Source organism: Sporichthya polymorpha DSM 43042, assembly GCF_000384115.1.
Taxonomy (GTDB): Bacteria; Actinomycetota; Actinomycetes; order Sporichthyales; family Sporichthyaceae; genus Sporichthya; species Sporichthya polymorpha.
The window spans coordinates 3,924,016-3,950,619 of sequence record NZ_KB913029.1 but is presented as its reverse complement, the minus strand read 5'-3'; the positions used below and the strand labels follow the sequence as shown (position 1 = coordinate 3,950,619).

The following is a 26,604-nucleotide window of genomic DNA, read 5'->3' as shown; positions in this document are numbered from 1 at the left end:
GGGTGGACCTGTGCCTCGGCGACGGCGGGCTCGAGGACTCCACCACCAAACTCCTCAGCGAACTCCACGACGGCCTGCTCGACGACGAGGAATTCCAGTGGCTGCAGGAGCGGGACGAGGCCGCCCTCGCCGAGGACGCCGAAGGCCACATCCTGATCAGCGCCCTCGCCTACGCCGACGGCCCGGACCCGGTCGCGATCCGCTGCGTGGTCGGACGGGGCTGGATCGTCACCGCGCACACCGAGCAGGTCAACCTGATCGAGCTGCTGAACGAACCGATCAGCTCGCAGTCGGACCTCGGACGGATGGACGGCCCACGCTTCCTCGCCGTCCTGATGGACTGGCACCTGAGCACGTTCTTCGAGCGGGTCGAACAGCTCGACCGCGAGGTCGACGACCTCGACGAGAAGCTCATCTCCCCGGAGTTCAACCGCCAGGACCGTGAACTGATGGACCGTCTGATCGACCTACGCCACCGCGTGGGCCGGCTGCGGCGGACGGTCGTCGACCATCGCGAACTGCTGACGCGGCTGGCCGACCCGGAACTGATCGTGCTCTCGAACTCGGAGTCGGCGCATCGTTTCGCCGAGCTGACGAACCGGCTGGAGACGGCCGTGGGCTCCATCGACAGCACACGGTCCGCGATCACCGGTTCGCTCGACGTCTTCATGAGCCGGACCGCACAGCGGACCAACGACGTCATGAAGATCCTGACGGTGATCTCCGCGGTCCTGATGCCCTCGACGGTCATCGCCGGTGTGATGGGCATGAACTTCGAACTCGGGTTCTTCACCAACGTCATCGTGTACTGGATCGTCCTCGGCACGATGTTCGCCATCGCCGCCGGGACGGTCTTCGCCGCCCACCGCCGCGGCTGGATCGGAGGACCGCAGTGAGCACCGAGGCGATCCCGGGGAGCGCCGTCGAGGACTTCCACGCCGTCATGGGCCAGCTGGACTGGCCGATGCACCTCGTGACCGCGGTCTCCCGCGACGGCGAGCGGAACGGGTGCCTGCTCGGGTTTGCGACGCAGTGCGCGATCCACCCGCCGCGCTACTTCGTCTTCCTGTCGAAGAACAACCACACCTTCGACGTCGCCGAGCAGGCCGAGGCGCTTGGGGTGCACCTCCCCGACCCGGGCCAGATCGACCTCGCGATCCGCTTCGGCACCCGCACCGGCGACGAGGTCGACAAGCTCGCGCCCGAGACCTGGCACGACGGCCCGCTCGGCGTCCCGATCCTCGACGAGGTGACCCGCTGGTTCGTCGGGCGCATCCTCGACCGCCTCGAGGTCGGCGACCACATGGGCTACCTGCTCGAACCGGTCGCAGCGTCGTCCGCCGGCCACCCGATGGGCCAGCTCGGCTTCCAGTCCGTCAAGCACCTCGACGCCGGGCACGACGCGGACCCCGACGAGGACTGAGCGACCCTCGGAACGGCTGGCGGACAAGGAACGGCCGTCACCGCTGGGGGGAAGCGGTGACGGCCGTCGGATGGGCGCCGGGCTGTCGGGCGGATCAGCCCACCGGAAGCGCGCCCGGGAGGAAGGGTTCGGTGCCGGCCACGACGCGCAGGTCGGACAGCTTGCTGTCGTGGGCGCGGGCGTAGTCGAGCTCGTGGGCGAGGTCGCTGACCTGGTTGCTCAGCGGCATCGGCGCGAACGACAGCGTCGAGAGGTCACCCAGGGCGTAACCGTTGCTGTCGAGGAAGGCTGACCCGGAGTCACCCGGGACGCCCGGCGTCAGCGTGTAGACGGTGTGCGACCAGCCGTCGCCGACGGTGCCGAAGCTCGTGCCGGTCTTGGGCGAGACGATCGACAGGCCCTGACGCAGCGACGAGTTGCCGTACGAGACGACCTTCTCACCGTTGCTCGTGCCCGTGGTGTTGACGCCCACCGGACCCCCGAAGACCGGCACGGACGGGTTGACCTGGTTCAAAGCGTCGGCCGGGAGCTCGATCAGCGCGAGGTCGTTGTACGCGCAGGCGTTGGGGTCCTTCTCGCCGCTGCGCTGCATGGTGATCCAGGAGTTGTAGACCATCGTGCCGACCACGTCGGAGCCGACGATCTTCACCGGCGTCCCGAGCGGAAGCGACTCGGACGTGCAGCCGTCGGTCTCGGTGGCCTCACCGGTACCGGAGCAGTGCGCCGCCTGGCCGAGGACCGTCTTGCTGCCGGCGGTGTAGACGAAGTTCGCCGTGCACTGGCCGGCGCCCTCGGTCTGCGTCATGACGCCGGGGTGCACGCTCGCCGTCGCGGCCGGCGCCCAGGTGCCGGCGGTGTCGAACAACGCGGCACCCGCAGCGGGCTGCTCGGCGGTCTTGTCGGCCGGCTTGTCGGAGGCCAGCGCCGGGGAAATCGTCAGGGCCCCGGCGAGCACGACGGCGCTGCCGGCGGCGGCACAGGTGGACAGGACGTGCGTTCGGAACGTCATGAATACTCCACACGATTGTCGTCAGATATCCGTTGCAACGCCCTCTATGCCGTAGAACTTCCCGTTTCGGGGAACTTTCGAGGTCGAATCTGCTGTCACGGGTGAGCACGTGTGTTCGTGGGCACTTCCCACCTATCAACGGCCCGTTCGGAGGGCCTGGCAGCGGGAGGTCGTCCGTGGCACGCGCGATCTGGTCCGGCTCGATCGGCTTCGGTCTGGTCAACGTTCCGGTGGGGCTGTACTCCGCCACCGAGGACAAGACCGTCCACTTCAACCAGTTCGAGAAGGGGACCGACGACCGCGTCCGCAACAAGCGGGTGAACGAGGACACCGGCAAGGAGGTCAAGTACTCCGACATCGTCAAGGGCTACGACCTCGGTGACGGACGCCACGTGATCGTCACCCCCGACGAGCTCGAGGAGGTCGAGCCCGGCCGCAGCTCGACGATCGAGATCACCGACTTCGTCGAGGCCGCCGACATCGACCCCGTGTTCTACCGCAAGTCCTACTACCTGGCCCCCGCGAGCGACGACGCCGCGCGCCCGTACGGCCTGCTGCTGCAGGCGATGGAGAAGGCCGGGCGCATCGGCATCGCGACGCTTGTCATGCGCAGCAAGCAGTACCTCGCCGCGATCCGCCCGCAGGACCGCGTGCTGGTGCTGGAGACCATGTACTTCGGCGACGAGGTCCGCGACCCCGCCGATGAACTGCCCTCGATCCCCCGCAAGGCGAAGTTCTCCGACAAGGACCTCAAGACCGCGGTCGGACTCATCGAGGCCCTGACCACCGAGTGGAAGCCGGAGAACTACGCCGACACCTACCGCGACCGCGTCCTGCAACTGGTGAAGGCCAAGGCCAAGGGCCGCGAGGTCGTGCACGACGACGACGCCGAGCCCGAGGCCGAGGTCCTCGACCTCATGGAGGCCCTCCGCCGTTCCGTCGACGCCGCCAAGTCCCGCAAGGGCGCCGGCAACACCGACACCGGGAAGCTGAAGACCCGTAAGGCCGACGAGGACGACGAGAAACCGGCGAAGAAGTCGTCGTCGAAGACCGCCGCGAAGAAGACCGCGGCGAAGAAGACCACGGCCAAGAAGACCACGGCCAAGAAGTCGGCCGCGAAGAAGACCACCGCCAAGAAGAGTTCGAGCAAACGTCCCGCCCGCAAGGCGTCGTGAATGGCGGGGTCCATGGCGGGCAGTTCTTCGGTATGACTGCCACCGACACTCAAGCCCGGAGCCTGTCCGAGGTTCTCGAAGAACTGCACTTCGCGATGGTCGGCACGCCGGACGGGGACGTCTGGAAGTCCCGGCCGCTGACGCTGGCCGGTCTGGACTCCTCGACGATGCACTTCCTCGTCGCCGCCGACGCCGACTGGGTGCAGGCCCTCGGGAACGGCAGCGCTCCGTGCACCACGACGTTCTCCGACCCGAGCAAGAACGACTACGTCGCCCTGCAGGGCTCGGCGCGCGTGCTCAACGACCGCGCGCTGATCGAGTCGCTGTGGACCGCCCCCGCCGGGGCGTACTTCGACGGCAAGGACGACCCGAACATCCGCGTCCTCGCGGTCGACGTCGACTACGGCGAGTACTGGGACTCCCCCGGCGGCGCCATCGGACGCCTCCTCGCCCTGACGAAGGCTGCCGCCGGCGCCGAGGCCGGCTCCGAGGGCCCCGTCCGCGTCTGACAATGCCCGAACGTCCGAAGAAGTGGCTGCAATAGCAACCACTTCTTCGGACGTTGGCCGTCAAGCGAGCGCGCGGGCCAGGGCGGCGGCGTCGAAGGCGACGGCCGGGTCGACGGGGTGGCCGTCGAGGAACAGCGCCGGGGTGCCGGTGTTGCCGTCCTTGCTGGCGCGGTCGTCGACGGAGCGGGCCCACGGGGCGTAGACCTGGTCGCGGACGGCGTCGACGAACGCCGCGTCGGTGAGCCCGACGGACGCCCCGAGCGCGAGCAGCTGGTCGACGCTGTAGCCGCCGCCGGTCAGCAGGTGCGCGAACATCGCGGTGCGGAGCTCGTCGAACTTTCCGGCGTCCTGGGCGGCGCCGAGGGCGGCGACGGCGCGGACGCTGTCCGGCCCGAGGAAGCTGCGCATCCGGTACTCGACCTTCACGCGCCCCGCCTCGACCGCGTCGTGCAGGGCGACTCCCCCGGTGCGCTCGAACTCCGCGCAGTGCGGGCACTGCGGGTCTTCGTAGACGACGACGGTGCGCGGCGCGTCCGGTGACCCGACCACGATCCCGCCCGCGACGGTGACGCCGACCGGAATCTGCGTCGGCGGGGCCGGCTCGGTCGCCTCCGCGACCACGACGCCCGCACCGCCGGCGACCAGCAGGGCCGCAGCGACCACGCCGGGAACCACACGCTGACTGATCGTCAGACGCGAGCGGCCGAACCAGGCGAGCGCCACGGCGACGACGAGCACCGCGAGGTCCCGGGCGATCTCACGCCCGTACTGCGGGTCGTCGGTGACGCCGCCGCCCCCGAAGCAGCCGCAGTCGATCTGCAAGCCGCGGGCCCAGGCCGTCGAGATCCCGACGACAAAGACCGTCAGCAACCCGGCCGCCACCCCGGCGGTCAGACGGAGCGCGACGCCGAGCAGCAGCGCGACCGCGAGGGCGAGCTCGAACGCGGGCAGACCGCGGCCGACGACCACGGCGAGCCAGTCGGGCAACAGGTCGTACGCGCGGACCGCGCGGACCGATGCCGCGGGGTCGTCGATCTTGAGCGCACCGGCGACGCCGAAGACGCCGGCGAGCAGCAACCGGGCGGGCACGGCGGCCCACGCGGCGGCCCCGGCGAAGCGGGGCGGGAGCGAACGAGGAGCAACGGGACGTGCTGGGACAGAAACGGACATGACCAACTCCGACGAGAAGGGGCGGCACGGCCCCGCACGTCACGCGGTCAGCCGGCAGCCAGGGAAAGGACCGGGGCGGGCCGGCGCGGCGGGCCCCGGCGGCCGGTGCAGCGCGCGAGGAGCGCGCCCGGGTCGCGGAGTCGGGAAGGTCGGGCGTAGGGCGCGGGTCGCACCCAGGCCGGTGCGGTCGGGGCGCCGAGCAGGCGCAGCCACCGCAGGACGCGGCCGGCGAGCACGCCGGCGACGGAGAACACGGACGTGACGAGCGCGAACGCCGTCGCGAGGAGGTCGGCACCGGCGCGGCTGCCGCGGATCACGGCGGCAAGCAGCAGGCACGCCAGCGCCTGGACGGCGACGAGCGTCCAGCCCGCCTGCGCGGTGAGCCGGCCGACCAGGCCGTCACTGGTCGCCTCGGTCGGCGGACAGCAGATCAGCCCGCGGGGGTTGCCGACGGGCGCGCCCGCCGCGAGCAGCGTCAGCGCGTGCGTGCCGAACTGGGCGACGAGCAGCACCGCCGCCAACGTGACGACGCCCGTCGACCGCGCCGCCAGCGGCCACAGCACGGCGGTGAGCACCGCGCCGCCGATCACCAGCGTCGACAGTGCGGGAGCGGGCCCCACACTGTCGGCGCGCAGCGAGAGGTGCGTCAGCAGCCCGGACACGGCGGCGACGAGGGCCAGCGCGGCCCCCGATCCCCACCGTGCGTCAGAACGCCAGACGTCCACGGCACCATCAGAACATCGGCGTTTGTGAACAGGCTGTGCCCCGGGTGTGGGATCCGGGTGGAGGTGACGCGGTCGGCGTCAGACTTCGAGCGGCTGCCGCGGGGCGACGACGAAGCCGGCGCCGCGCGCCTCGACGGCGGCGAGCGCCGCGCGGGACTGGGTCGTGATGTCCTCGGCGAGCGCACGGAGCGCGGAGTCCACCTCGGCCATCTCGGCGTCGACGTGCTCACGCAGGACCTCGGCAGCCTCGCTCAACTGGGCCTCGAGCTGGGTCCAGTCAATCTGAGTCGTTGTCATATTCGAAAGGATCGGGCATCCGCCTCCGGAATCGACGGCGACACGCCGCGTGGACCTGCACGTTCACTCCTCCGCCGCAACGACCTTCGCGAGCGCGGACCCGACCGCGGCGATCTCCGCGGCGGTCAGGTGCTGGGTGAAGTGCGCCTCGATCGCGGCCACGTACGTCGGCGCCGCGGCGCGCAGCCGCTCGCGGCCGGCGTCGGTGAGTGTCGCGAACGACGAGCGCTTGTCGTCGGGGTTCGGGACGCGCTGCACGAGTCCCGCGCGCTCGAGTTCGCTCACGACGCGACTGATCTGCTCGCGGCTCAGCACCGCGGCGGCGCCGAGGTCCGACATCCGCAGCTTCCGTTCCGGCGCCGCGTTGAGCACGAGCAGGACGTCGTACCAGGAGATCGGCAGCCCCGCGGCCGCGACCTCCTTCGCGAGCTTCGGCACCACGGCCGCGTGGGCCCGCAGCAGGGCCGCCCAGGCGGTGACTCCGACGCTGTCCTTCCGAACCATGTGACCACCCTAACTGATCCGTGCGTGTGCACGCACATTGACAGGACGAACCCTCGGCCGCTACTAATTTGCGTGTACACGCACATACCCACCGAAGGAACGTGACATGGCTACGAACATCTCCCGCACCGAGCTGCTGCTCCTCCTGGCCTCGAACCGGCCGGTCCACCTGGTCGACGCCCTGCCGTCCGGCTACTTCGACCAGGAGCACCTCCCCGGGGCGGTCAACCTGGTGGAGGACGACGTCGCGGCGCTCGCCGCGCAGCTCCTCCCCCAGCGCGACGAGACCGTCGTGACGTACTGCGCCAACACCGCCTGCCCGAACAGCCGGGCCGTGGCGCGCGGCCTCGAGGCGCTCGGGTACACCGACGTCCGCACCTACGAGGCCGGGATCCAGGACTGGGTCGAGGCCGGCCTGCCGACCGAGTCGGCACTGGTCGCCTGATCGCCCGGACGACCGGGAGGATGGACGCATGACCGAGGTACTGCACTACGCCGCCTTCACCACCGACGGAGTCGGGGGCAACCCCGCCGGGGTGGTGCTCGACGCAACCGGGCTGACCGAGGCTCAGATGCTTGCCGTCGCGGCGGAGGTCGGTTACTCGGAGACGGCGTTCGTCCTCCCGGGCGACGGCGAATCGCGCCCGATCCGCTACTTCAGCCCGCAGGCCGAGGTCGCGTTCTGCGGGCACGCGACGATCGCCACCGCCGTCGCCCTCGCCGACCGGGACGGGTGCGGGCCGCTGCGCTTCGACACCCCGGCCGGTCCGGTCGCGGTCCTGACCGAGGCGAGCCCGACGGGGGTGACGGCGACGCTGACCTCTCCCCCGGCCTCCAGCCGGCCCGCCACGGCAGCGGAGATCGACGCCCTGCTTGCCTCGTTCGGGTGGAAACGGGACCAGCTCGACGGGGGCTGGCCGGTGCACGTCGCGTTCGCGGGCAACACGCATCCCGTCCTCGCCGTCGCGGCGCGCGAGACCCTGGCCGACTTCGACTACGACTTCGACGCCCTCGCCGCCGTCATGGCGGACGCCGGGTGGGGGACGGTGCACGTCTTCTGGCCACGCGGCCCGGCCGAGTTCGACGTCCGCAACGCGTTCCCGCCCGGCGGGGTGCGCGAGGACCCGGCCACCGGCGCCGCCGCCGCCGCGTTCGGCGGTTACCTCCGCGCCCTCGGCCGCCTGGCCGTCGGCGACCGCGTCGTCCTCCACCAGGGCGAGGACATGGGCCGCCCGAGCCGCCTCGTCGTCGCCCTCGACCCCGCCTCCGACGGCGTCCGCGTCACCGGCACCGCCGCCCCGATCCCAGCCTGACGCCCCACCTATGTTCAAAAAGGGTGACACCCCTTACTGCGCAGTAAGGGGTGTCACCCTTTCTTGACATCACGGCGACATTCCTTGGCGGCGAAGGGAACTCGACACCTCGGCGTAACGACTGGCGTTCCCGATCCTCGGTCTCCCCCTGGCCGTCGCGCTGGTGGCGACGCTCGCCGGCCCGACGCTCGCAGCGGGCACCGCGGCCCCGAAGAGCGGGTTCTTCGAGCTGACGCCGACCGCCGAGGCGGTTCCCGGCGGCGGCGACCCGCGGGGCGAGGTCCGGGCGTTCCTCTCGCTCGACGACCCGCGGAACTCCGTCTGCTACCTGATCACGTGGAGCGGGCTGAAGGGCAAGGTCGTCGCGGCGCACCTGCACCGGGGCGCGGCCGGCAAGACCGGGCCGCACCACGTCGACCTTGTCAACGACGTGAAGGTGCCCGGCAAGCGTGGGTCGCTCGCCGACTGCGTCGACGCCGACGACGCGCACGGCCACAGAATGAAGCCGAACCCGCGGGCGGTCTCCCGCGTCCTGGCGAAGCCGGAGCGGTTCTACCTGAACCTCCACACCACCGCGTATCCCGACGGGGCGCGGCGGGCGCAGCTCGGCTGACGGTCAGTCCGGGACGCCCCAGGGCAGCATGAGGTCCAGCTCGAGCTCGTTGCCGGCGACCGGGATCTCGGTGATCTGACCCGTCGTCTTGTCCACCAGGAACGCCGTGCCGCTCAGATCCGGCGGCGGCGGGGCGTCGGCCGGGTCGTCCTCGATCGGCTCCGCGTGCGCGACCACCCGCCACCGGGTGGTGTCCGTGAAGCCCTGCTTCGCGATGACCAACCGGCCGTCGGTGGAGGTCCAGCGGTCGAGCAGATGGTCGCGGACCAGGCGACGGGCGTCGTCGAAACTCACTGCGGGACGTTGGGCCATGTGGCCATCATCCCCGACCCCGCCCGGCTTACGCCGGCACCGACGGGGCAGGCTTGGGGCCATGTGGGTGTTCCTGACGCGTCGGTTCCGCCGTTGGCTGATCATGGCGATCGCCGTGCCCATCCTCGGTGCCGTGGCGCGGCGCCTGAGCGAGCGGATCGAGAAGAAGCACGCCGGCCCGACGAAGACGTCCAAGGCCCTCGGGCACGCCGGACGCTTCGCGCAGTCGACCCGCAAGAAGGGGCGCTGACGACGGGTCAGCCTTAGCATCACCCCGTGCTTCCCACCACCCTGACCGAACCCGCGCACGCCGCCGCCGAGCGACTGGTCGCGCGGGGTGAGTCGATTGCCGTCGCCGAGTCCGCCGCGGGTGGGCTCATCTCCGCCGCCCTGGTGGCGGTCCCCGGCTGCTCGGCGTTCTACCGGGGCGGGCTCGTGGTCTACACCCTCGACGGCGCGCGGGCGCAGTTCGCGGGGGCGCCGCGGCCCGCTGACCTGCGCGGGGCGACCGAGCCCTTCGCCGCCTGGCTCGCCACCACTGTCGCGGCGTCGTTGGGGACGACCTGGGGCATCGGCGAGACCGGCGCGTCCGGTCCGACCGGCAATCCCTACGGCGACCCGCCCGGCCACTCGTGGGCCGCGGTCTCCGGACCGAACGGCGTGACGGCCCGCAACCTGCGCACCGGCTCCGACGACCGGGCCGCGAACATGGAGGCCTTCGCCGCCGCGGCCCTCACCTTGCTGGTCGAGGCACTCACCCGCGATTGAGCCGCGCCGCCTGACGGGTCAGGTGGTCGCGCTCGGCGGCGTTGGTCGCCCGGGCCGCCGCCTCGGCGTACAGGCGGGCCGCGAGCGCACGCTCGCCCGCCTTCTCGTGCAGGTACGCCGCCGCGGCGGCGTGCCGCGGAAGGGATTCGTCGAGCCCGGCGAGCGCGGCGAGACCCGCGTGCGGGCCGTCGGCCTCCCCCAGCGCGACGGCGCGGTTGAGCCGGACCACCGGGCTGTCGGTGAACCGCAGCAGCTCGTCGTACCACTCGACGATCTGCACCCAGTCGGTCTCCTCCGCCTCCGGAGCGTCGGCGTGCAGCGCCGCGATCGCGGCCTGAGCCTGGTACTCCCCCAGCCGATCCCGGGCCAGGGCGGTCTGCAGGATCTCGACGCCCTCGGCGATCAGCGCCGTGTCCCAGCGCGAGCGGTCCTGCTCGGCGAGCGGCACGAGGCTGCCGTCGGGCCGGGTCCGCGCGTCGCGGCGGGCGCGGTGCAGCAGCATCAGCGCGAGCAACCCGGCGACCTCGGGGTGGTCGAAGGCCGCCGCGAGCTGGCGGGTCAAGCGGATCGCCTCGTCGGCGAGGTCGACGTCGCCGGAGTAGCCCTCGTTGAACACGAGGTAGAGCACCCGCAGCACCGTGCCGACGTCCCCGGGCTGATCGAACCGGACGTCGGACACCGTGCGCTTGGCGCGGCTGATCCGCTGCGCCATCGTCGCCTCGGGGACGAGGTAGGCGTCGGCGATCTGACGTGTGGTCAGACCGCCGACCGCCCTCAGCGTCAGCGCCACCGCCGAGGCCGGGGTCAACGACGGGTGCGCGCAGAGAAAGTAGAGCCAGAGCGTGTCGTCCGTCGCCGGGATCGGGCCGGGCTCAGGTTCGGCGTCAACGACGTCCTCACGCCGTCGCCGGGCCGCGTCGGCGCGGGTGGCGTCGAGGAACCGTCGCCAGGCGACGGTCACCAGCCAACCCTTGGCGTCCCGCGGCGGGTCGGCCGGCCAGGTGCGGACGGCCTCGATCAAGGCGTCCTGGACCGCGTCCTCGGCCGCCGCGAAGTCGGCCCCGCGGCGGACGAGAACGGCCAGGACGCTCGGGACGAGGGCCCGAAGGGCGACGTCGTCCACACTCAGTCCGTGATCGTCGGCGCGACTCCGTAGAACGGGCGGAGCTCGAGCCACTCGTGGATCGGCTGCCCGTTCGCTCCCGGCGCGGCGGACAGCTCCCCGGCGAGCTCGACGGCCCGCTCCCAGCTCTCGACGTCGATGATCATCCAGCCGGCGATCAGGTCCTTGGTCTCCGCGAACGGGCCGTCGGTGACCGGCGGGCGCCCCTCGCCGTCGAAGCGCACCCACGTGCCCTCGGATGCCAGCGCCGCCTCGGCGACGAACTCGCCGGTCTCGGTGAGTCGGTCCGCGAAGTCGCGCATGTACTGGATGTGCGCGTCGATCTCCTCGGGCGTCCACTTCTCCATCGGCACGTCGTTCACCGCCGCCGGCGCGCCGCGGTAGTGCTTGAGCAGGAGGTACTTCGCCATGGTGGTTCTCCTCGGTGTCTGCCGACCCATCTTGGTCGCCTTCACCCCGGGGACGGAGCCGCCGGACCGTTCTCGACATCCCGGAGGAGAAATTTCGGTAGGTCCTCGTAACGCGGACGTCCACGACCGGAAACACGCCCGGGCGACCGTCGAGGGGTGTGGACGCGGACGGCTCTCATCGGCGTCGCCGCCTTCGCCTCGGGTGCGCTGACGTTCGCGCAGCTCGACCGCGGGGAGGCCGCGCCGACCTACCCGGCGACGACCAGCGCCGAGGCTGGGTTCACCCGCGAGATGCAGACCCACCACGCCCAGGCGATCGAGATGGCCACCTTCGCCCGGGACCGTTCGCCCGACACGCAGATCCAGGAGATCGCGTTCGACCTCGCCCTCAGTCAGCAGCAGGAGATCGGCCAGATGCGGGCCCTGCTCGCGGTGTGGGGCCTCCCGCCCACCGGGCCCGCCGCGACCCCGGGCGCCGAGGGCCACCACGCCGGGGCGGTCATGCCGCAGGCGGACATCGAGGTCCTCGGCACCATCCCGCCGAAGGACGTCGGCGTCCGGTTCCTCCAGCTGATGATCCCCCACCACGAGGCCGGCGTCGCGATGGCGCGGGACATCCTCGCCCGCACCGACGACCCCACCCTCCGCGACCTCGCGACCACGATCCTCCAGGTCCAGCAGCACGAGATCACCCTGATGAAGGACCTCCTCCGCCAGCGCGGACTCAGGTCGCCGGCCAGCTGACCGCGCCGGCGAACGTTTCGTCCGCTTCCGCCGTCCAACCCGTGTGAACCGGGTATTGCGCTACGCCGCGGGCGGCGGCGCCGCGACGGCATGCGCCGCCGTCTCGATGCTGTTCGCCGTGCCCGCGCACGCCTGCTCCTGCGCCCAGGGGTCGGCAAAGGGCGCGCTCGAAGCCGGCGGGACGGTCGTGATCGTCACCCGGACCGACGAGACCCCCAACGACGCCAACCGCCCTGGTTCCGAGCCGCCGATCGGCACTTTCCGGGTCGAGGACTTCGCGGGACCCGAGCCTCCGAAGGTCCTCCGCGGAGCGCTCGACACCGGCGCCAGCTGCCTTCCCTACGTCGCCCCGGGCGCGGCGGCAGCCCTGTCCGCCGGCCGGGGCCCGGACGGCGAATGGACGGTCAGCGGCTGCGGGAACGGCTACCCGCTCGGCGAGGCGCTGCAGCTGATGGACGGCGACCCCGAGCCCGCGGAAGGCGGCCGACCCGTCGCCTTCGTGGCGGGCAACTTCGCCTCCGGAAGGCTCGCGGCCGTGGACTCCGCCGGCACCGTCGTCGCCTGGGACCGGACGCCCGGCTCCGCCACGCTGGCGGCCGTCTGCCCGGGCGGGGAGACGGTCGTCGCGGCGGGACGCGCCCCGCGGCACACCCCGGCCGGCGCCGACCCGAGAACCTTCCGTGAGGGTCGCACCGAGCTCACCGTCCACGACGCGGACGGTCTCGCTCTGCGCCGCCAGGTGGCGCTCGGAGTTTCACCCGAGGAGACCGTTCGCGCACTGCGGTGCCTCGATCGGGCCGGCCGGGACATCGATCTCGTGGCGACCCGGAACACCGATCAGGGGCGTTACGAGGGGCGCCTCGTGCAGGTGCGCGGGACCGGGGTGTCGTCCCGGCCGATCGGCGACGTCTCCGAGGGCTACGCGGTGAGCGACGGCTTCCTCGTGCGGGACGGAGACATGCGCCGCGGGGCGACGTTCTCCCGGCTGGACGCCGCCGGGCGGCTGACGGCCGTCGCGAGCCTGGACGAGAGCGTCGAACTGTGGAAGCCGTCGTCGGACGGCCGCACCATTGCGGCGTCCGCGTACGTCGGTGGCGACGGCCGCTACCGGGTGATCGTCGTCGACGTCGAGACCGGACGTCGGCTGGGTGAGACACCCGAGGGCGACTGGGCCACGGGCCTCGCCTGGACGTCGTCGAGCGAACTGCTCGTGCGGGAGGAAGCCGGTTACCGCACACATCACAACCGCGTCGCGGTCTACGACCGCTCCGCGAATCCGCAGGGTGAACGGCCGGCCGTGCCGGGCGAATGGAGCGGTCAGTTCGACGCCCTCGGCGAGATGGCGCTGGTGTACGGCTCCGGAACGCGTCTGACGGCGTATCCGAAGTCGGGCGGCCCGGTCGTCGCGGACTCCCTCCGCACGGCCGCCGCGACCCACGTCGTTGCCGCGTTCCCCGACGCCGCATTCACGGCTACCGACCAGTCGCCGCCCACCACGACACCGACGCCGCAGCCGATCGTCCACACGCAAGCCGACGACGCGAGCGGCATTTCCGGGACGGCGCTCACCCTCGCGGCCGCCGGCGGGATCGGCGTCGGGCTGCTCGCCGTGTTCGGTTGGCGGCGCCGCGTCCGCGGCTGACGGTCAGACCCCGAAGCGGGCTGAGAGCCAGGCGCCGAGGGCGTCGAGCTCCTCGGCGCAGGCTTCGTGCTGCATGGGGTAGGAGTGCCACTCGACGTCGTGGCCGAGGCTGCGGACGTGTTCGGCGGCCTGCAGGCCGGCCGGGTGCGGGACCATCGGGTCGTGGAGGCCGTGGGCCATGAACACCGGGAGGGTGCCGTCGCGGTTGGCCTCGTCGAGGACCTTCTTCGCCATCGGCAGGTAGGTCGACATCGCGACGAGTCCGGCGAGGGGCTCGGCGCGGCGCAGGCCGAGCGTCAGCGTCACGGCACCGCCCTGGGAGAACCCGGCCAGGATCAGCCGCGAGGCGGGGATGCCGCGCTCGGCCTCACGGGCGATCAGCGCCTCGACGGCCTTCGCCGACTCCGCGAGCCCGGCCTCGTCGGCGCGGCGGTCGATGTCGCCGAGGTCGACGATGTCGTACCAGGACCGCATCTTCATCCCGCCGTTGATCGTCACCGGCTGGACCGGCGCGTGCGGAAACAGGAACCGCACCGACGGCCAGCCGGGCCGGACGATGTGCGGCGCGACCGGCGCCCAGCCGTCCCCGCTGTCGCCGAGTCCGTGCAGCAGGATCACGGTCCACTCGGGGTTCGGCCCGGTCTCGAACTCGACGGCGTCCAGCATCGGTGCAGAAGTCATGCCCGGATTCTTCCCTGCGTCGACACCGGCGCCGCCGGGCGGTGGCCCGGCACCTCGCTGACCTGCGCACGAGCCGTTGCAGACCGTCCGCCGACCGCGACGCCGAGCACGATCGCGAAAAGACTGCGATCATGGAGGTGGGCGTCCTGCGTTCAGGGCGCCCGCACTCATTGAGGAGAAGTTTTTGTCAGTCAAGATGCGGGCGGTCAAAGCCGCCCGGAACTCGGACCCGTCGAAGCTCGTTCGGACGCCTCCGTTCGACAAGAGCACCATCAAGCCCCACAAGCACGGCACGGGCTTCAGCACCTGCGCCCCGTGCGCCGCTGCCGGCACCGCCGCGGTGTGCGCGCACGTCGACGAGTGGGTCACGCAGGCCTGATTCCGATCGACACCCGGGCCGGCTCGACGTTTCGAGCCGGCCCTGCTGTTTGTCCGGCTGGTGACGTGCCCGGCTATCGGCCGAGATCGGGGAGTTCGGCCGCCGGTCGCTGCCGGAACTCCGAGGGCAGGCAGCCGAACCGCGCGCGAAAGACGCGGTTCATGTGCGAGAGGTCGGCGAAGCCCCACCTCATCGCGGTGTCGGTCAGCGTCCCGGCGCCGCCGGCGGGCAGGTCACGTGCCGCCGCCTCGACGCGCAGGGTCATGACGGTCTGTGCGAACGTCTGCTCGCTCGTGGCGTAGAGGCTGTGCAGCTTGCGGACGGAGATCCCGAAGCGCGCCGCGACCGACGCCGCCGTCAGCTCGGTGTGCAGACTGCCGGCGAGGTAACGGTTGATGGACGCGCGCAATGCGGCGCCCGTCGTCTCGCCCCGGACCTCCCGGCCGACGGTGTCGCCGGCCGCGGCGGCGAGCAGCGTCAGCAGTGCGGTCTCCGAGGACTGCGCCGCGACGTCGTCCAGCGTCTCGACGTTGCGCCAGATCGACGTCATCGTCGACGCGACCAGCGCCGCGATGCCACCCTGCGTCGCGTCGTGCACGACCGCGGTGAAACCACCGGGGTCGGCGACCAGCGGCACCAGCCGCGACCGCGGGACGCGGAAGGACAGAACCTGCCACTCGCCGGCGTCGTCACCGGAGTACGCGAGCCGGTAGGTGTCGGTGGTGTCGAACATCGCGAACGAGCCGGGGCCGATGTGGCAGACACGGTCGCCCTGCCCGGCGATGCAGTGCCCGCGCAGCTGCAGCGAGACGAACACGTCGTCAGAACTCATGCGCCGGATCTCGCCGGGGCCGTGGACGAGGACCTGCGTCCTCGAGCTGACCTCCGCGCAGTGCGAGGTGCCGACGGTCGAGGACCGCGCCCAACCGGTCATCCGCTCCAGGGCGGGCTCGCCGCCACGGTGCTCGGGCTCGCGCTCGGCGGCCAGCGGGGTGCACACCTGGCAGATGACGTCGCGCCAGTAGCTGAACTGCTCGGCCGGCGGATGATCCGCCACCGTCAGGTACCGCACAGGCCACCTCCGCGGGGCTGGTGCGGTCAGGGTAACCGCGGACGGCCCTGCACGCTCGTCCCAATCGACGCGCAGTCACGTTCGAGCGCCGACCGGGCGGTGCCGCCGAGACTGCGGGCGTGACGTTGGATTTCGCCCTGACGCCCCGGCAGCGCGACCTCCGCGCCCGCACGCGCTCGGTGGCCCGGAACGTACTGCGGGACGCGCGGTCCGCGGAGCGCCTGGCCACCCCCGAAGAACGTTTCCTTGCGACCCGGCCCGCCTACGAACGCCTCATCTCCGAGGGGTTCCTGCGCGCCTGCCTCCCCACGGCGGTGGGCGGGGACAACGAGAGCCTGGTCGACACCGCCGTCGTGGTGGAGGAGCTGTTCGCCGAGAACGGCAGCGTCGCGCTGACGCTGCTCGGGACGGTGCTGGGCGTGACGCCGGTCGTCGTCGGCGGGACGCCCGAGCAGCACAAGCAGTTCCTGGCGCCGTTCCTCGAGACGACCGGTGCACCGCTCGCCGCGTTCTGCTCCAGCGAGCCCGGCGGGAGCGCGAACGCCGCGTCACCGCCGCCCGGTGAAGGCGTGCGCACGCGGGCCGTCCGCGCCGACGGCCGGTGGGTGATCAACGGACGGAAGAAGTGGGTCTCCTCCGCGACCGGGTGGGAGCGCGACGGGGCGGACCTGCTCTGCGTCGTCTGCCGCACCGACGAGGACGCCCCGCCCGAGAGCGCGATCTCGATGATCGCCGTTCAGAACCCGTCCGGCGTCGAGCTGGACCGCGTCATTGCCTCGCCCGGCTACCGTGCCCATCTGCTGCCGGAGATCACCCTGCGGGACGTGACCGCCCCGGAGGAGAACCTGCTGGGCGCGGGGGGCGCGGGCCTGCGGCTGAGCGGCGCGAGCTTCGCGGGGGCGTCGGCGCTCGTCGGGCTGATGGGCGTCGCGCTGATGCGGTCGGCGTTCGTGCACGCGTGGGAGTTCGCACGGACCGAGCACCGCGGCGGCGCCGCGCCGATCCTGACCCACCAGGCGGTCGGGTACGCGCTCGCCGACGCGAAGATCGCGATCGAGGCGGTGCGAGCGCTGAGCCTGCGGGCGTGCTGGTCGGTCGACCACCGTGAGCCTGCCGCGGCCGAGCTCGCGCACTCGGCGAAGGTGTTCGCCTCCGAGACCGCGGTGCGTGTGATCACCGACCTGATGCGTGTCGTCGGCGTCGACAGCTACGACGACGTCGACCCGCTCGGCGGCCTGCTGCAGGACGCCCTGGCCCTGCCGATCTTCGCCGGCGGCAACGTCGGCGTGCGCCGTCGCGCGCTGCACGCCCTGCTGATGTCCCCCGACTACGACCCCCTGGCCACGAGCGAGACGTGAGGAACCTGACGTGACGTCACCCAAGACTGTGATTGTGACCGGCGCTTCGAGCGGCATCGGTCTCGCCGTCGCCGAGGCGTACCTCAAGCGCGGCGACAACGTCGTCGGCAACGCGCGCACGTTGGCGCGGCTGCAGGAGGCCGCGACCTCGATCGGCGATCCGGAGAACTTCCTGCTCGTCGAGGGCGACATCGGCAGGCCAGAGACGACGCAGCGCATCTTCGAGCGCGCGCTCGAGGCGTACGGGCGGGTCGACGTCCTCGTCGCGAACGCGGGCCAGTTCCTCGGCAAGCCGACCGTCGACCTCACCGAGGACGAGATCGAGTCGATGATCGACGTCAACCTGCGCGGGTTCCTGTACCCGGCGCAGGCGGTGGCGCGGCACATGAGCGCGAACGGGTCGGGACACATCGTCGCGATCACGGCCTGCATCGCGATGCAGCCGCAGGCGAAGCTGCCCGCTCTGCTGCCGGCGATGCTCAAGGGTGGCCTGAACCACGCGGTGCGCAGCCTGGCCCTGGAGCTCGCGCCGACCGGCGTTCAGGTCAACGCCGTCGCCCCCGGCGTCATCGACACCCCGATGTTCCCGCGAGACGAGCAGACGTGGGCCTTCCTGCGCACCTTCTCCCCCACCGGGAAGACCGGCGTTCCCCAGGACGTCGTCGACGCGGTCCTGTACCTGACGGGGTCGAACTACGTCACCGGCTCGATCATGACCGTCGACGGGGGCTCCACCGCCGGCGTCTGGTAACTCCCCGTTGCGTCCGAACATGTGGCTGCAATAGCGACCACTTCTTCGGACGCACGGTCTCTACTCGCGGCGGGGGGCCGCCGGCGGGGGTGGTTCGGGTTCCTCGGGCGGAACTTTGAGTCCGTTGCGGATGAGTTGCCAGTGCGCGTTGCGTCTTGGCGTCTGTTCGGAATCAACCCACTTCGGGGGGATCATTTCGGGGTGGCCGTCGGCGGCCATCCGCACTCCCCAGCCCTTCCCTTGCAACGCGGTCAGTGGTTGCGGTGGGTCTCTGCGCGGTGATGATCGGATCAGATAGTGCTCGTGGGAGCAGACCAGGGCCATCTTGTCCACGTCGGTCGGGCCCTCGTCCCGGTCCCACCACTCAATATGGTGCGCTTCGCACCACGCCGCCGGTCGGGTACAACCCTCGCCGATGCACCCGATGTCCCTCGCCACGAGGGCGGCCCACTGGGCGGGTGTGGCGGTGCGGGCGAACGGGTGCCCGGTGTCGCCCTTCATGGTCTCCACGCTCGCGGTCACGTGCAGGTGTGGCCGGACCCCGTGGGAGGGCGGGAGGTCCCCGAAGCGCAGGAACTGGCGGAACACGTCCCCGAGCGCGTCGTGGCGCCGCTGCGGCGCCGACCGCTCGTCCCGGACCCCGTTCACGGCGGGTCGCGGGGCGGCGAGGGGGTCGAGGGCGGCTTTGACCAGGGCGGCGACCTCGTCGGTCAGCTCCCCGCGGATGCGGTGCAGCCCGTTGCCCAGATCCGTGATCGTCAACGATCGCTTGCGCTGCGCGCGGGCCGCCCGCTTGGACTCCGCCGGGGCGTCGCCGGTGGGGTCGTCCGGGTCGGGTGCCGGGGGTTTGCCGTCTTCGTCGATGACCTCTTCGATGTGCCGACCCAGGCGCAGGATCGCCCCGGGGTCGGCACCGTGGGACTTGGCCAGCAGGAACGTCTCCACCTTCGCGAGTTCCGATGCCGAGCCGACGGGTTCGATCTTGCGCAGACTCCGCCCGACCGCACGGGCTTGGTCGCGATTGAGCTTCCCCTCGGCCAACGCCTCGACGGTGGCGATGCCCTTGCGGGACAGGATGTCGGCGTCCTTGACGCGCTGCCGCGCCTCGACCGGGTGCAGGTTCAGCTTCTGGCCCAGCCAGACCGCGGTCGAGATCTTCCCGTCCTGCAGCGAAAGCCCGCGGACATCGGCCTCCCGCACCGCCCGCACCCCGACCGCCGCGACGGCGGAGTCGAGCTCGGACTGCGCCCGCACCATGAACTCGAGATCCGCGTCGGTGAAGGTCCACACCTCGTCCGCGGTGAGCATCGCCGCGACCTTGCGGACGTCCTCAACCGCACTGGCGATCGTCGCCAGTGCCGGATGGATCCCCACCCCTGCGGACATGCCACGATTCTACCCGCATTCGAACGTCTGTTCTAGTGCTGTCAAGACCTCATTAGTCCCTACTGTCACTACTTTCTGACGACCCGTCAGCGGTTGCCGCGCCCCAAGCGGTCCGCGAGGGCAGACGACACGCGGCCGACCTCCTTAGGGTGCTCGTTGTGACTGAGACTGAGCTTTCCTTCGGGGCGGAGGCGCCGCTCCTCCACGTCATGTCGACGATGCGGGCGATGCGGAGACTGAAGCCCGATCCCGTCCCACAGGAGCTGCTCGAGGAACTCATCACCGCCGCGACCTACGCCCCGAGCGGGGGCAACGAGCAGACGTTCTCGTTCGTGGTCGTGACGGACCGGGCGCAGATCGCGCGGCTCGCGCCGGCCTGGCGGGAGGTCGTCGACTGGTACATCAGCACCCAGACCCCGCCGGAGCACATGAACGACCGCAAGTGGACGGGACACCTCGCCGCACTGAAGTACCAGGCCGATCACTTCGACGAGGTTCCGGCGCTGATCGTCGCCTGCTACGACATGAGCGGCCCGGTCAAGCGGATGATGCGGACGCTCGACAAGCAGCGCGCCGGCATGCGGGCCCTGGGCCGACGGCGAGCGCTGATCGCGGCCCGGAACGTCCTGAAGATGCTCCGCACCGGCGAGGCGGCCTCGATCTACCCCGCCGTCCAGAACCTGCTGTTGATGGCCCGCGCCCGCGGGCTCGGCGCGTGCCTGACGACCTGGCACCCACTGTTCGAGCCCGAGCTACGCGCGATCCTCGGGATCCCCCGGTCCGTCCGGGTCTACGCCCTCATCCCGGTCGGATACCCCGCCGGCCGGTTCGGCCCGGTCTCCCGCCGCCCCGCCGCCGAGCTCATCCACTGGGACCGCTGGTAGCCCCGACATTTCGGGACGACTGCGCACGTTCAGCCACTCGTTGTCAACATGACCGTTGAATTGCAGTCAACACCTACGTAGACTCCGCGGCTAGGGCGTGTCTCTCAACTCCCGGCGGATGCGATCGGCGGCTCGGACGGTCTCTGGCAAGGCGGAGGAGGAGCCCGCTACGGAGTAGCGGGCGACGACGACAACGCGGCCAGAGGGCGTCCGAGGCCCCGAGCGCGCCGCAGAGGAGTTGGGAGACATGCCCTAAGTCCCCGCCGCCGTGCCCTTGGAGTCTCGATGTCGTTGCGTGGCCCTGTCCTCGTCCTGTGCGCCGCTCTCTCGGTCCTCGGCCTCGGCGCGTGCGCCGATGACGACGAGGAGACCGCGAGCCCGGTGTCCGACAACCCGCGAGCGACGTCCCCGGCGTCCGACCCGAACGCGACCGCGGCGCCCGGGTCCTCGATCAAGCTCATGACGCTGACGTCGGAGACCGGCGCGGTCACGTTCAAGGAGATCCCGCCCTCGGCGCGGGCCGCCGCGAAGGCGATCAACGACGCCGGCGGCGTCAACGGTCACCCGATCGAGATCCTCAACTGTGACACCCGCTTCGACCCGAACGGCACCGGCGACTGCGCCCGCCGGGCGGTCTCGGAGAAGGTCACCGCCGTCATCGGCGCGGCCTCGCCGGACGGCTCGATCTACCAGCCGATCCTCGACGCGGCGGGGATCCCGCTCGTCGGCAACAACCCGAACAGCCCGCAGGAGGGCAGCGGGAAGAACAGCTTCCCGATCTCCGCGACGGCCCTGCAGTTCGTCGCCGGCGGCGCGCTGCTCAAGGCCACCGGCGCGACGTCCGTGCAGTACCTCGGCCCGAACGTCCCCGCGTACGTCGGCCTGCTCGACCTCGTGAAGCAGTTGCTGCCCCAGGTCGGCATCGAGTTCAAGGGCTCGACGCTGTACCCGGTCGACGCCACCGACTACACGCAGTACGTCACCTCGGCGTACGAGTCCGGTGCGGACTCGGTGAACGTCACCTTCGTGACCAGCGCGGGCATCCCGGCCTTCGTCAACGCGATCGAGGGTGGCGGCTACAGCCTGGACGAGACGCCCACGACGACGTTCGGCAGCACCTTCTCCCCCGACGTCCTCGACGACTCGCGCGTCGCGAAGGGCATCGAGGGGATGTACGTCATCAACTCCGGCAAGACCCCGACGGACGACTCGCTGCCGGGCGTCAAGCGGTTCCACGACGAGATCGAGGCGGCCGGGACCGAGGTCGAGTACACCGACGCGGCCCTGTCGGTGTGGGTGAGCGTGCACACGATCGCCGACCTGCTCTCCAAGGCCGAGGGCGACGTCACCGCCCCGGTGACGCTGACCAAGGCGCTCGAGACCGCCGGACCGATCGAGCACGACGCGTGGACGCCCTTCGACTGGAGCAAGCCCGCGCTCGACGCCCCGCTGTCGGAGAAGTTCCCCCGCTACTTCAACCCGCACTTCTGGGCCTCGCGCGTGGTCAACGGCAAGGCGGTCGCGGCGGTCGAACAGCCGGCCCGGTTCACCGGTCCGGTCACGCTCAAGGACAACTGACCCGGCGTCAGGGCGGCCAACGGTGGAGACCTACGCGCGCTTCGCCATCCTCGGGATGGCGACGGGATCGCTCTACGCGCTGACCGCGCTGGGCATCGTCCTCGTGTACCGGGCGTCCGGCGTGCTCAACTTCGCCGCCGGCGCCACCGGGGCACTCGGGGCCTTCGTCGCCTACGACCTGCGCGACACGCACGACGTCCAGCGCGAACTCGCGATGGCGATCGGCATCGCGGCCGGTGCGGTCATCGGCGTCCTCACCCAGATCATCGTGATGACGCTGCTGAGCCGGGCCGCGCCGGTCGCCAAACTCATCGCGACGCTCGGGATCCTGACGATCCTCGTCGGCGCCATCGAGCTGATCTGGGGCGAGGAGAGCCGGGGCCAACCGCGCTCCCTGCTCGTCACCACCCGCCGCGAGGTCCTGCCGGACGTCTTCGTCCCGCAGGACCGGCTGGTGCTGATCGGCATCGCGCTGGTCGCGGCCGTCATCCTGCGGCTGCTCTACTCCGCCACCCCGTTCGGCCTCGCGACGGCGGCGGTCGCGGAGAACCGCCGCGTCGCAGCGATCTCGGGACTGTCCGCGACCCGCATCGAGCTCGCGAACTTCGCCATCGCCGGCGCCATCTCGGCGGCGGCGGCGATCCTGCTCGCGCCCGTCCTCGGGCTCGACATCAACGCCCTCACCGCGGTGGTGATCCCGGCGCTCGCGGCCGCGTTGATCGGACGGTTCGCCTCGTTCGGCGTCACCGTGCTCGCCGCACTCGCCATCGGCGTCGTGCAGGCCGAGATCCCGCAGCTCGGCTTCGTGAAGGACCACCCCGAAGAGCTCGCCGGACTCCCGACCGCGGTGCCGGTCCTGCTGATCGTGCTCGTCACCGCGATCCGCGGCCGCGGGCGCCTGCAACGCGGCGAACTGATCGCGCGACTCCCCCTGCCCGGGACCGGCCGCATCCGGCCCGAGCTCGTCGCCGCCGCCCTGGTGGTCGGACTGCTCGCGACCTCGACCGCGAACGCGGCCTGGGCCGGCGCGCTCACGATCACGGTGGCGATCGCGATCGTCATCCTCTCCGTCGTCGTGGTCACCGGGTACGCGGGGCAGCTGTCGCTGGCGCAGTTCGCCATCGCCGGATTCGGGCTGTGGGTGGCGGCGCGGCTCTACGACACCCAGGGCCTGCTGTTCCCGTTCGCGCTGCTCGCCGGCGTCGCCCTCGCCGTGCCCCTCGGACTGATCGTCGCCCTGCCCGCGCTGCGCGCCCGCGGCGTCGACCTGGCCGTCGCGACGCTCGGACTTGCCATCGCGGTCCAGGCCATCGTGCTCGGCAACACCGAACTCACCGGCGGGTACTCGGGCACGACCGTCGCGGGCGCGGACGTCTTCGGCTGGAGCATCGACGGCGTCGCGCACCCGAACCGCTACGCCTCGGTGGCCTTCGTGCTGCTGCTCGTCACCGGTCTCGTGGTGGCGAACCTGCGCCGGGGCCGCAGCGGACGCCGGCTGCTCGCGGTCCGCAGCAACGAGCGCGCGGCCGCGTCGCTCGGGGTCGGCGTGTACGGGGCGAAGCTCTATGCATTCGGCCTCTCGGCCGCGATCGCCGGCCTCGGCGGCGTGGTGCTCGGGTTCAAGGACCAGGCCGTCCGGTTCGACCAGTTCAACATCTTCGGCTCGATCAACGTCGTGCAGTACGCCGTCATCGGCGGGCTCGGCTCGATCGGCGGCGCGGCGATCGGCGCGACGCTCGCGGTCGGTGCCGTCGGCTCACGACTGCTGACCGACCTCGTCACCGACCCGGACACGGTCACCTGGATCACGATCCTCGCGAGCCTGCAGGTGATCGTGCTGATCCGCCACGCCCCCGACGGTCTGGGCGCGCAGATCGCGGACCTCGGCCGCCGGCTGCCGGGCCTCCCCTGGGGCCGCGCGACCACCTCGGCCGCCGACGTGGCGCGCCGCGAACGCGAGTTCCGCGCCCTCGACGTGCAGAACCTGACGGTCCGTTTCGGCGGTGTCGTCGCCCTGGACGGCGTCAGCTTCAGCGTCCTGCCGGGCGAGGTGGTCGGACTCATCGGGCCCAACGGCGCGGGCAAGACGACGTTGCTGGACGTCGTCACCGGGTTCACGAAACCCGCCGCAGGGTCGATCAGCCTCGGCGGTCAGCCCATCGACCGCTGGTCCCCCGAACGACGCGCTCGCGAGGGCATCGGCCGCTCGTTCCAGGCCGTCGAGCTCTTCGAGGAGCTGACGGTCGAGGAGAACCTGCTCGTCGCCGCGGACCGACAGGCGTCGTGGCGGTACCTCACCGACCTGGTCCGCCCGGGCCGCCAGGTGCCGAGCGACGCGATGCCGGGCATCGTCTCGCTGTTCGAACTCGGTGCCGTCCTGGCGCACCGGCCGGCGGAACTGTCGCAGGGTCAGGCGCGGCTGGTCGGCATCGCCCGCGCGATGTGCGCGGAACCGACACTGTTGTTCCTCGACGAACCGGCGGCCGGGCTCGACTCCCACGAACGCGAGGAACTCGGGCAGGCGATCCGGTCGCTCGCCGCCGCGAACGGCATCGGCGTCGTGCTGGTGGAGCACGACGTTCCGCTGGTGATGGCGACGTGCGACCGCATCGTCGCCCTCGACTTCGGCCGGGTGATCGCCACCGGGACGCCGGACGAGGTCCGCGCGCACCCCGACGTGGTCGCGTCCTACCTCGGCGAGGAGGCCCACGCATGACCGCGGTGCTCGAAGCGCACGACCTCGCCGCCGGCTACGGGTCGACGGTCGTCGTCCGCGACCTGAACCTGGCCGTCTCCCCCGGCGAGGTGGTCGCCCTGCTCGGACCCAACGGCGCAGGCAAGACGACGACGCTGATGACGCTCGCCGGCGCGCAGGCCCCACTCCGGGGCGAGGTACGCGTGGACGGCGCCGCCACGACCGCGCCCCTGCACCGTCGGGCCCGGTCGGGCCTGGGTCTGGTCACCGAGACCCGGTCGGTTCTGATGACCCTGACGGTCGCTCAGAACCTCGCCGTGGCGAAGGTGTCGAAGGACCGGGCGCTGGAGCTGTTCCCCGAGCTCCGGGAGCACCTCAACCGCCGCGTCGGCGACCTCTCCGGCGGCCAGCAACAGATGCTGGCGCTGGCTCGGGCCCTGGCCGGCGGGCCGCGCGTCCTCCTCGCCGACGAACTCTCCCTCGGCCTCGCCCCGATGGTGGTCGACCGCCTCCTCGGCGCGGTCCGCGCCGCCGCCGACGACGGGGTCGCCGTCCTCCTCGTCGAGCAGCACGTCCGGAAGGTCCTCGCCGTCGCCGACCGCGTCCTCGTCATGCAGCGCGGCCGGATCGAGATGTCCGGCACCGCCGACGAGATCGGCTCCCAGCTCGTCGCCGTCCAGCAGCGCTATCTGTCCTGACCGCGCTCAACCCACGATGCGGGCAAGGACCTCCACGCCGCGGTCGGCTCCGGCGATCGAAGCGACCACGTCGGGGCGAGCGTCGAGATCGGCGAGCGTCCGGCGCAGGTAGTCGATGTCCCGCGGACGCAGAATCGCCGCGAGGTCGTCCGTCCGCTGCACCATCGCGGCGAGGACCGCGAAGTCGTTGAGGTGCCGGTCGCGGTACCGGTCGGACTTGTTCTGCTGCGCGGCCGCCTTGATGACCAGCGCGCCCGCCATGCTCGGCCGCGGAACCTCGCCGACCACTCCCCGGACCTCGACGCGGACGAGCTCGGCCCGGTCGATGGCCTGCTGCCCGCCCGGGGCCTGGACCGTGGTCCCACCGGTGGCGCCGCGCCGACCGGCTGCTCGGGGACCGACGTGGGTGGGGATGAGCACGTCGAGCTGGGCCGCTCCTCTCGTCCACCGGTGCTGGTGCCCGTCCGGCGATTCACCCGCGGAGGCCCAGCCGAGATCAAGCAGGGCGCTGGTGAACCGCCCGACGATGTCCGGCTGCCCACGGACGTCGAGCACAGTGTCGGCGTCCTCGGTGGGACGGTTCGGCGTGAACCCGCGCTCGGCGCAGTAGAGATGCACCATCTGACCGCCGACCAGGCACCACGTGCGGTCCAGCCGTTCGGAGAGCCGAAACAGCGTCAGCCAGGCCTGCTCCTGCGCCTCCGTCATCGGAGGCATCACCACGGTCACGGGAGATCCCGCAGCAGCCGCGCCACCGCCGCTCTCTCACGCGGGCCGTCATGGTCGGCCAGGTCCGCCAGCAGGAGGGGAAGCGGAACGGGCGCCGCGACGGGCCGGTCTTCCTGGAGGACGTGCAGGATCACGTTGGGCTCCCCCCGCTCCGAGAGCAGGAAGTCCGCGACCAGGTTGTCGACCTCATCGTCCCCGACGTACCCCTCGACCACCCCTGCTGCTGCCATGCCACTACGCATATCGCTCACCCCCGACAACGCGATTCGCGCGTCCTCGCGGAGCGCGGGCAGGTCGGCGTCGGCGGCCGAGTAGCGACGGACCTCAGCCCGGGCGGGGAGCCAGGACCGCAGCAGCGATGCCGGATCCGACGCTTCGAGCAGAAGCGAGCGCTTCTTGCGAAGCCGCGACTGCTCGGGCTGACTGACGCCTTCGCCAACGCCACCGGCGAGGAGATCCAGGAATGCCCAGGCGACCCGGCGCGACATCGGCCGACCAACCCGCGGCGAGCGGCCGAGTTGCGCCTCGTCCACCACCCAGGCCCGCCCGATCCGGCGCGCTCGCAGGTCTCCGGACGCGATCCGCTCCCGCACCCGTCGCCCGCTCACCCCGAGCCGGACCGCCGCCTCGCCGACCGACACCTCCATAGCACAACC

At 71.7% G+C, this 26,604-nt stretch carries 31 protein-coding genes; 18 read left to right on the top strand and 13 right to left on the bottom strand.

From position 1 onward, the window contains the following. Positions 1-2: 2 nt before the first annotated feature. Positions 3-896, top strand: coding sequence for a magnesium transporter CorA family protein (locus SPOPO_RS0119180; protein ID WP_019876655.1), 894 nt, complete (start codon positions 3-5; stop codon positions 894-896). Continuing rightward, complete coding sequence (locus SPOPO_RS0119175; RefSeq protein WP_019876653.1) at positions 893-1,423, top strand: flavin reductase family protein; 531 nt, start codon at positions 893-895, stop codon at positions 1,421-1,423. The genes SPOPO_RS0119180 and SPOPO_RS0119175 overlap by 4 nt, the downstream gene beginning before the upstream one ends. A gap of 94 nt (positions 1,424-1,517) precedes the next feature. Here SPOPO_RS0119175 and SPOPO_RS0119170 read toward each other — a convergent pair whose 3' ends face one another. Then, positions 1,518-2,432: a S1 family serine peptidase gene (locus tag SPOPO_RS0119170; RefSeq protein ID WP_019876652.1), complete on the bottom strand. Its 915-nt coding sequence runs from the start codon at positions 2,430-2,432 to the stop codon at positions 1,518-1,520. Positions 2,433-2,608: 176 nt separating this feature from the next. Between SPOPO_RS0119170 and ku the strand changes: the two genes are divergently transcribed. Further along, positions 2,609-3,607 (top strand): non-homologous end joining protein Ku, encoded by a 999-nt coding sequence (ku, locus tag SPOPO_RS0119165; RefSeq protein WP_019876651.1) that lies wholly within the window; start codon positions 2,609-2,611, stop codon positions 3,605-3,607. A 32-nt stretch (positions 3,608-3,639) separates the two neighbouring features. After that, complete coding sequence (locus SPOPO_RS33080) at positions 3,640-4,116, top strand: pyridoxamine 5'-phosphate oxidase family protein (RefSeq protein WP_019876650.1); 477 nt, start codon at positions 3,640-3,642, stop codon at positions 4,114-4,116. Positions 4,117-4,176: 60 nt separating this feature from the next. Here the strand turns inward: SPOPO_RS33080 and SPOPO_RS34885 are convergent, their stop codons facing one another. The 4 genes from SPOPO_RS34885 to SPOPO_RS0119135 all read right to left on the bottom strand — a co-directional run bounded on the left by SPOPO_RS34885 (position 4,177) and on the right by SPOPO_RS0119135 (position 6,812). Continuing rightward, positions 4,177-5,286 carry a MauE/DoxX family redox-associated membrane protein gene (locus tag SPOPO_RS34885; RefSeq protein ID WP_084671286.1) on the bottom strand — a complete coding sequence of 370 codons (1,110 nt, stop codon included), beginning with the start codon at positions 5,284-5,286 and terminating at the stop codon, positions 4,177-4,179. A gap of 47 nt (positions 5,287-5,333) precedes the next feature. After that, positions 5,334-6,011, bottom strand: a complete 678-nt coding sequence (locus SPOPO_RS0119145) for a hypothetical protein (protein ID WP_019876647.1) — start codon at positions 6,009-6,011, stop codon at positions 5,334-5,336. Positions 6,012-6,089: 78 nt separating this feature from the next. Then, positions 6,090-6,308: a hypothetical protein gene (locus SPOPO_RS0119140; protein ID WP_019876646.1), complete on the bottom strand. Its 219-nt coding sequence runs from the start codon at positions 6,306-6,308 to the stop codon at positions 6,090-6,092. Positions 6,309-6,371: 63 nt separating this feature from the next. After that, a complete protein-coding gene (locus tag SPOPO_RS0119135) occupies positions 6,372-6,812 on the bottom strand; it encodes a MarR family winged helix-turn-helix transcriptional regulator (protein WP_019876645.1) in 441 nt (146 codons plus the stop codon). Between the two features lie 106 nt (positions 6,813-6,918). Between SPOPO_RS0119135 and SPOPO_RS0119130 the strand changes: the two genes are divergently transcribed. The 3 genes from SPOPO_RS0119130 to SPOPO_RS0119120 all read left to right on the top strand — a co-directional run bounded on the left by SPOPO_RS0119130 (position 6,919) and on the right by SPOPO_RS0119120 (position 8,738). Beyond that, positions 6,919-7,257: a rhodanese-like domain-containing protein gene (locus SPOPO_RS0119130; protein ID WP_019876644.1), complete on the top strand. Its 339-nt coding sequence runs from the start codon at positions 6,919-6,921 to the stop codon at positions 7,255-7,257. Positions 7,258-7,285: 28 nt separating this feature from the next. Further along, the gene (locus SPOPO_RS0119125; protein WP_019876643.1) at positions 7,286-8,125 is read left to right on the top strand and encodes a PhzF family phenazine biosynthesis protein; all 840 of its coding nucleotides are present in this window, start codon (positions 7,286-7,288) and stop codon (positions 8,123-8,125) included. Positions 8,126-8,288: 163 nt separating this feature from the next. Further along, positions 8,289-8,738: a CHRD domain-containing protein gene (locus tag SPOPO_RS0119120; RefSeq protein ID WP_019876642.1), complete on the top strand. Its 450-nt coding sequence runs from the start codon at positions 8,289-8,291 to the stop codon at positions 8,736-8,738. 3 nt (positions 8,739-8,741) lie between these two features. On the opposite strand, the gene SPOPO_RS0119115 is transcribed toward SPOPO_RS0119120, so the two are convergent. Next, complete coding sequence (locus tag SPOPO_RS0119115; RefSeq protein WP_156870036.1) at positions 8,742-9,050, bottom strand: hypothetical protein; 309 nt, start codon at positions 9,048-9,050, stop codon at positions 8,742-8,744. A 61-nt stretch (positions 9,051-9,111) separates the two neighbouring features. Between SPOPO_RS0119115 and SPOPO_RS0119110 the strand changes: the two genes are divergently transcribed. Next, positions 9,112-9,300 carry a hypothetical protein gene (locus SPOPO_RS0119110; RefSeq protein WP_019876640.1) on the top strand — a complete coding sequence of 63 codons (189 nt, stop codon included), beginning with the start codon at positions 9,112-9,114 and terminating at the stop codon, positions 9,298-9,300. Between the two features lie 26 nt (positions 9,301-9,326). Beyond that, a complete protein-coding gene (locus SPOPO_RS0119105) occupies positions 9,327-9,818 on the top strand; it encodes a CinA family protein (protein ID WP_019876637.1) in 492 nt (163 codons plus the stop codon). On the opposite strand, the gene SPOPO_RS0119100 is transcribed toward SPOPO_RS0119105, so the two are convergent. Both SPOPO_RS0119100 and SPOPO_RS0119095 read right to left on the bottom strand, forming a co-directional pair. Beyond that, complete coding sequence (locus SPOPO_RS0119100; RefSeq protein WP_019876635.1) at positions 9,805-10,941, bottom strand: RNA polymerase sigma factor; 1,137 nt, start codon at positions 10,939-10,941, stop codon at positions 9,805-9,807. The two genes, SPOPO_RS0119105 and SPOPO_RS0119100, sit on opposite strands and share 14 nt — an antisense overlap. Before the next feature lie 2 nt (positions 10,942-10,943). Continuing rightward, complete coding sequence (locus SPOPO_RS0119095) at positions 10,944-11,351, bottom strand: YciI family protein (RefSeq protein ID WP_019876634.1); 408 nt, start codon at positions 11,349-11,351, stop codon at positions 10,944-10,946. 156 nt (positions 11,352-11,507) lie between these two features. Between SPOPO_RS0119095 and SPOPO_RS30555 the strand changes: the two genes are divergently transcribed. Together SPOPO_RS30555 and SPOPO_RS0119085 are read left to right on the top strand one after the other, a co-directional pair. Then, entirely contained in the window at positions 11,508-12,095 is a 588-nt protein-coding gene (locus tag SPOPO_RS30555; RefSeq protein ID WP_019876633.1) for a DUF305 domain-containing protein, read from the top strand. Positions 12,096-12,138: 43 nt separating this feature from the next. Further along, positions 12,139-13,737, top strand: a complete 1,599-nt coding sequence (locus SPOPO_RS0119085) for a hypothetical protein (protein WP_156870034.1) — start codon at positions 12,139-12,141, stop codon at positions 13,735-13,737. A gap of 3 nt (positions 13,738-13,740) precedes the next feature. Here the strand turns inward: SPOPO_RS0119085 and SPOPO_RS0119080 are convergent, their stop codons facing one another. Then, positions 13,741-14,403, bottom strand: coding sequence for an alpha/beta fold hydrolase (locus SPOPO_RS0119080; RefSeq protein WP_019876631.1), 663 nt, complete (start codon positions 14,401-14,403; stop codon positions 13,741-13,743). 199 nt (positions 14,404-14,602) lie between these two features. Between SPOPO_RS0119080 and SPOPO_RS0119075 the strand changes: the two genes are divergently transcribed. Beyond that, a complete protein-coding gene (locus SPOPO_RS0119075; protein ID WP_156870032.1) occupies positions 14,603-14,797 on the top strand; it encodes a hypothetical protein in 195 nt (64 codons plus the stop codon). Between the two features lie 73 nt (positions 14,798-14,870). Here the strand turns inward: SPOPO_RS0119075 and SPOPO_RS30550 are convergent, their stop codons facing one another. Then, positions 14,871-15,869 (bottom strand): AraC family transcriptional regulator, encoded by a 999-nt coding sequence (locus SPOPO_RS30550; RefSeq protein WP_019876607.1) that lies wholly within the window; start codon positions 15,867-15,869, stop codon positions 14,871-14,873. 119 nt (positions 15,870-15,988) lie between these two features. On the opposite strand from SPOPO_RS30550, the gene SPOPO_RS0119065 reads away from it, so the two are divergent. Next, entirely contained in the window at positions 15,989-17,227 is a 1,239-nt protein-coding gene (locus SPOPO_RS0119065) for an acyl-CoA dehydrogenase family protein (RefSeq protein WP_019876606.1), read from the top strand. 10 nt (positions 17,228-17,237) lie between these two features. Next, positions 17,238-17,978: an SDR family oxidoreductase gene (locus SPOPO_RS0119060; protein ID WP_028984921.1), complete on the top strand. Its 741-nt coding sequence runs from the start codon at positions 17,238-17,240 to the stop codon at positions 17,976-17,978. A gap of 60 nt (positions 17,979-18,038) precedes the next feature. Here SPOPO_RS0119060 and SPOPO_RS0119055 read toward each other — a convergent pair whose 3' ends face one another. Then, positions 18,039-19,364, bottom strand: a complete 1,326-nt coding sequence (locus SPOPO_RS0119055; RefSeq protein ID WP_084671280.1) for an HNH endonuclease signature motif containing protein — start codon at positions 19,362-19,364, stop codon at positions 18,039-18,041. A 209-nt stretch (positions 19,365-19,573) separates the two neighbouring features. Here SPOPO_RS0119055 and SPOPO_RS0119050 point away from each other — a divergent pair, with 209 nt between their 5' ends. The 4 genes from SPOPO_RS0119050 (at position 19,574) to SPOPO_RS30545 (ending at position 25,219) form a co-directional block, all read left to right on the top strand. Then, positions 19,574-20,248, top strand: a complete 675-nt coding sequence (locus tag SPOPO_RS0119050) for a nitroreductase family protein (protein ID WP_019876603.1) — start codon at positions 19,574-19,576, stop codon at positions 20,246-20,248. Between the two features lie 285 nt (positions 20,249-20,533). Then, entirely contained in the window at positions 20,534-21,826 is a 1,293-nt protein-coding gene (locus SPOPO_RS0119045; RefSeq protein ID WP_019876602.1) for an ABC transporter substrate-binding protein, read from the top strand. A 22-nt stretch (positions 21,827-21,848) separates the two neighbouring features. Next, positions 21,849-24,542, top strand: a complete 2,694-nt coding sequence (locus tag SPOPO_RS0119040; protein WP_019876600.1) for a branched-chain amino acid ABC transporter permease/ATP-binding protein — start codon at positions 21,849-21,851, stop codon at positions 24,540-24,542. Next, on the top strand, positions 24,539-25,219 hold the full coding sequence (locus SPOPO_RS30545; protein WP_019876599.1) for an ABC transporter ATP-binding protein: 681 nt from the start codon (positions 24,539-24,541) through the stop codon (positions 25,217-25,219). Before SPOPO_RS0119040 ends, SPOPO_RS30545 begins: the two co-directional genes overlap by 4 nt. 6 nt (positions 25,220-25,225) lie before the next feature. Here SPOPO_RS30545 and SPOPO_RS0119030 read toward each other — a convergent pair whose 3' ends face one another. Beyond that, positions 25,226-25,927, bottom strand: coding sequence for a hypothetical protein (locus SPOPO_RS0119030; RefSeq protein ID WP_156870030.1), 702 nt, complete (start codon positions 25,925-25,927; stop codon positions 25,226-25,228). Positions 25,928-25,944: 17 nt separating this feature from the next. Beyond that, positions 25,945-26,595: a helix-turn-helix domain-containing protein gene (locus tag SPOPO_RS0119025; RefSeq protein WP_019876597.1), complete on the bottom strand. Its 651-nt coding sequence runs from the start codon at positions 26,593-26,595 to the stop codon at positions 25,945-25,947. Positions 26,596-26,604: the final 9 nt, after the last annotated feature.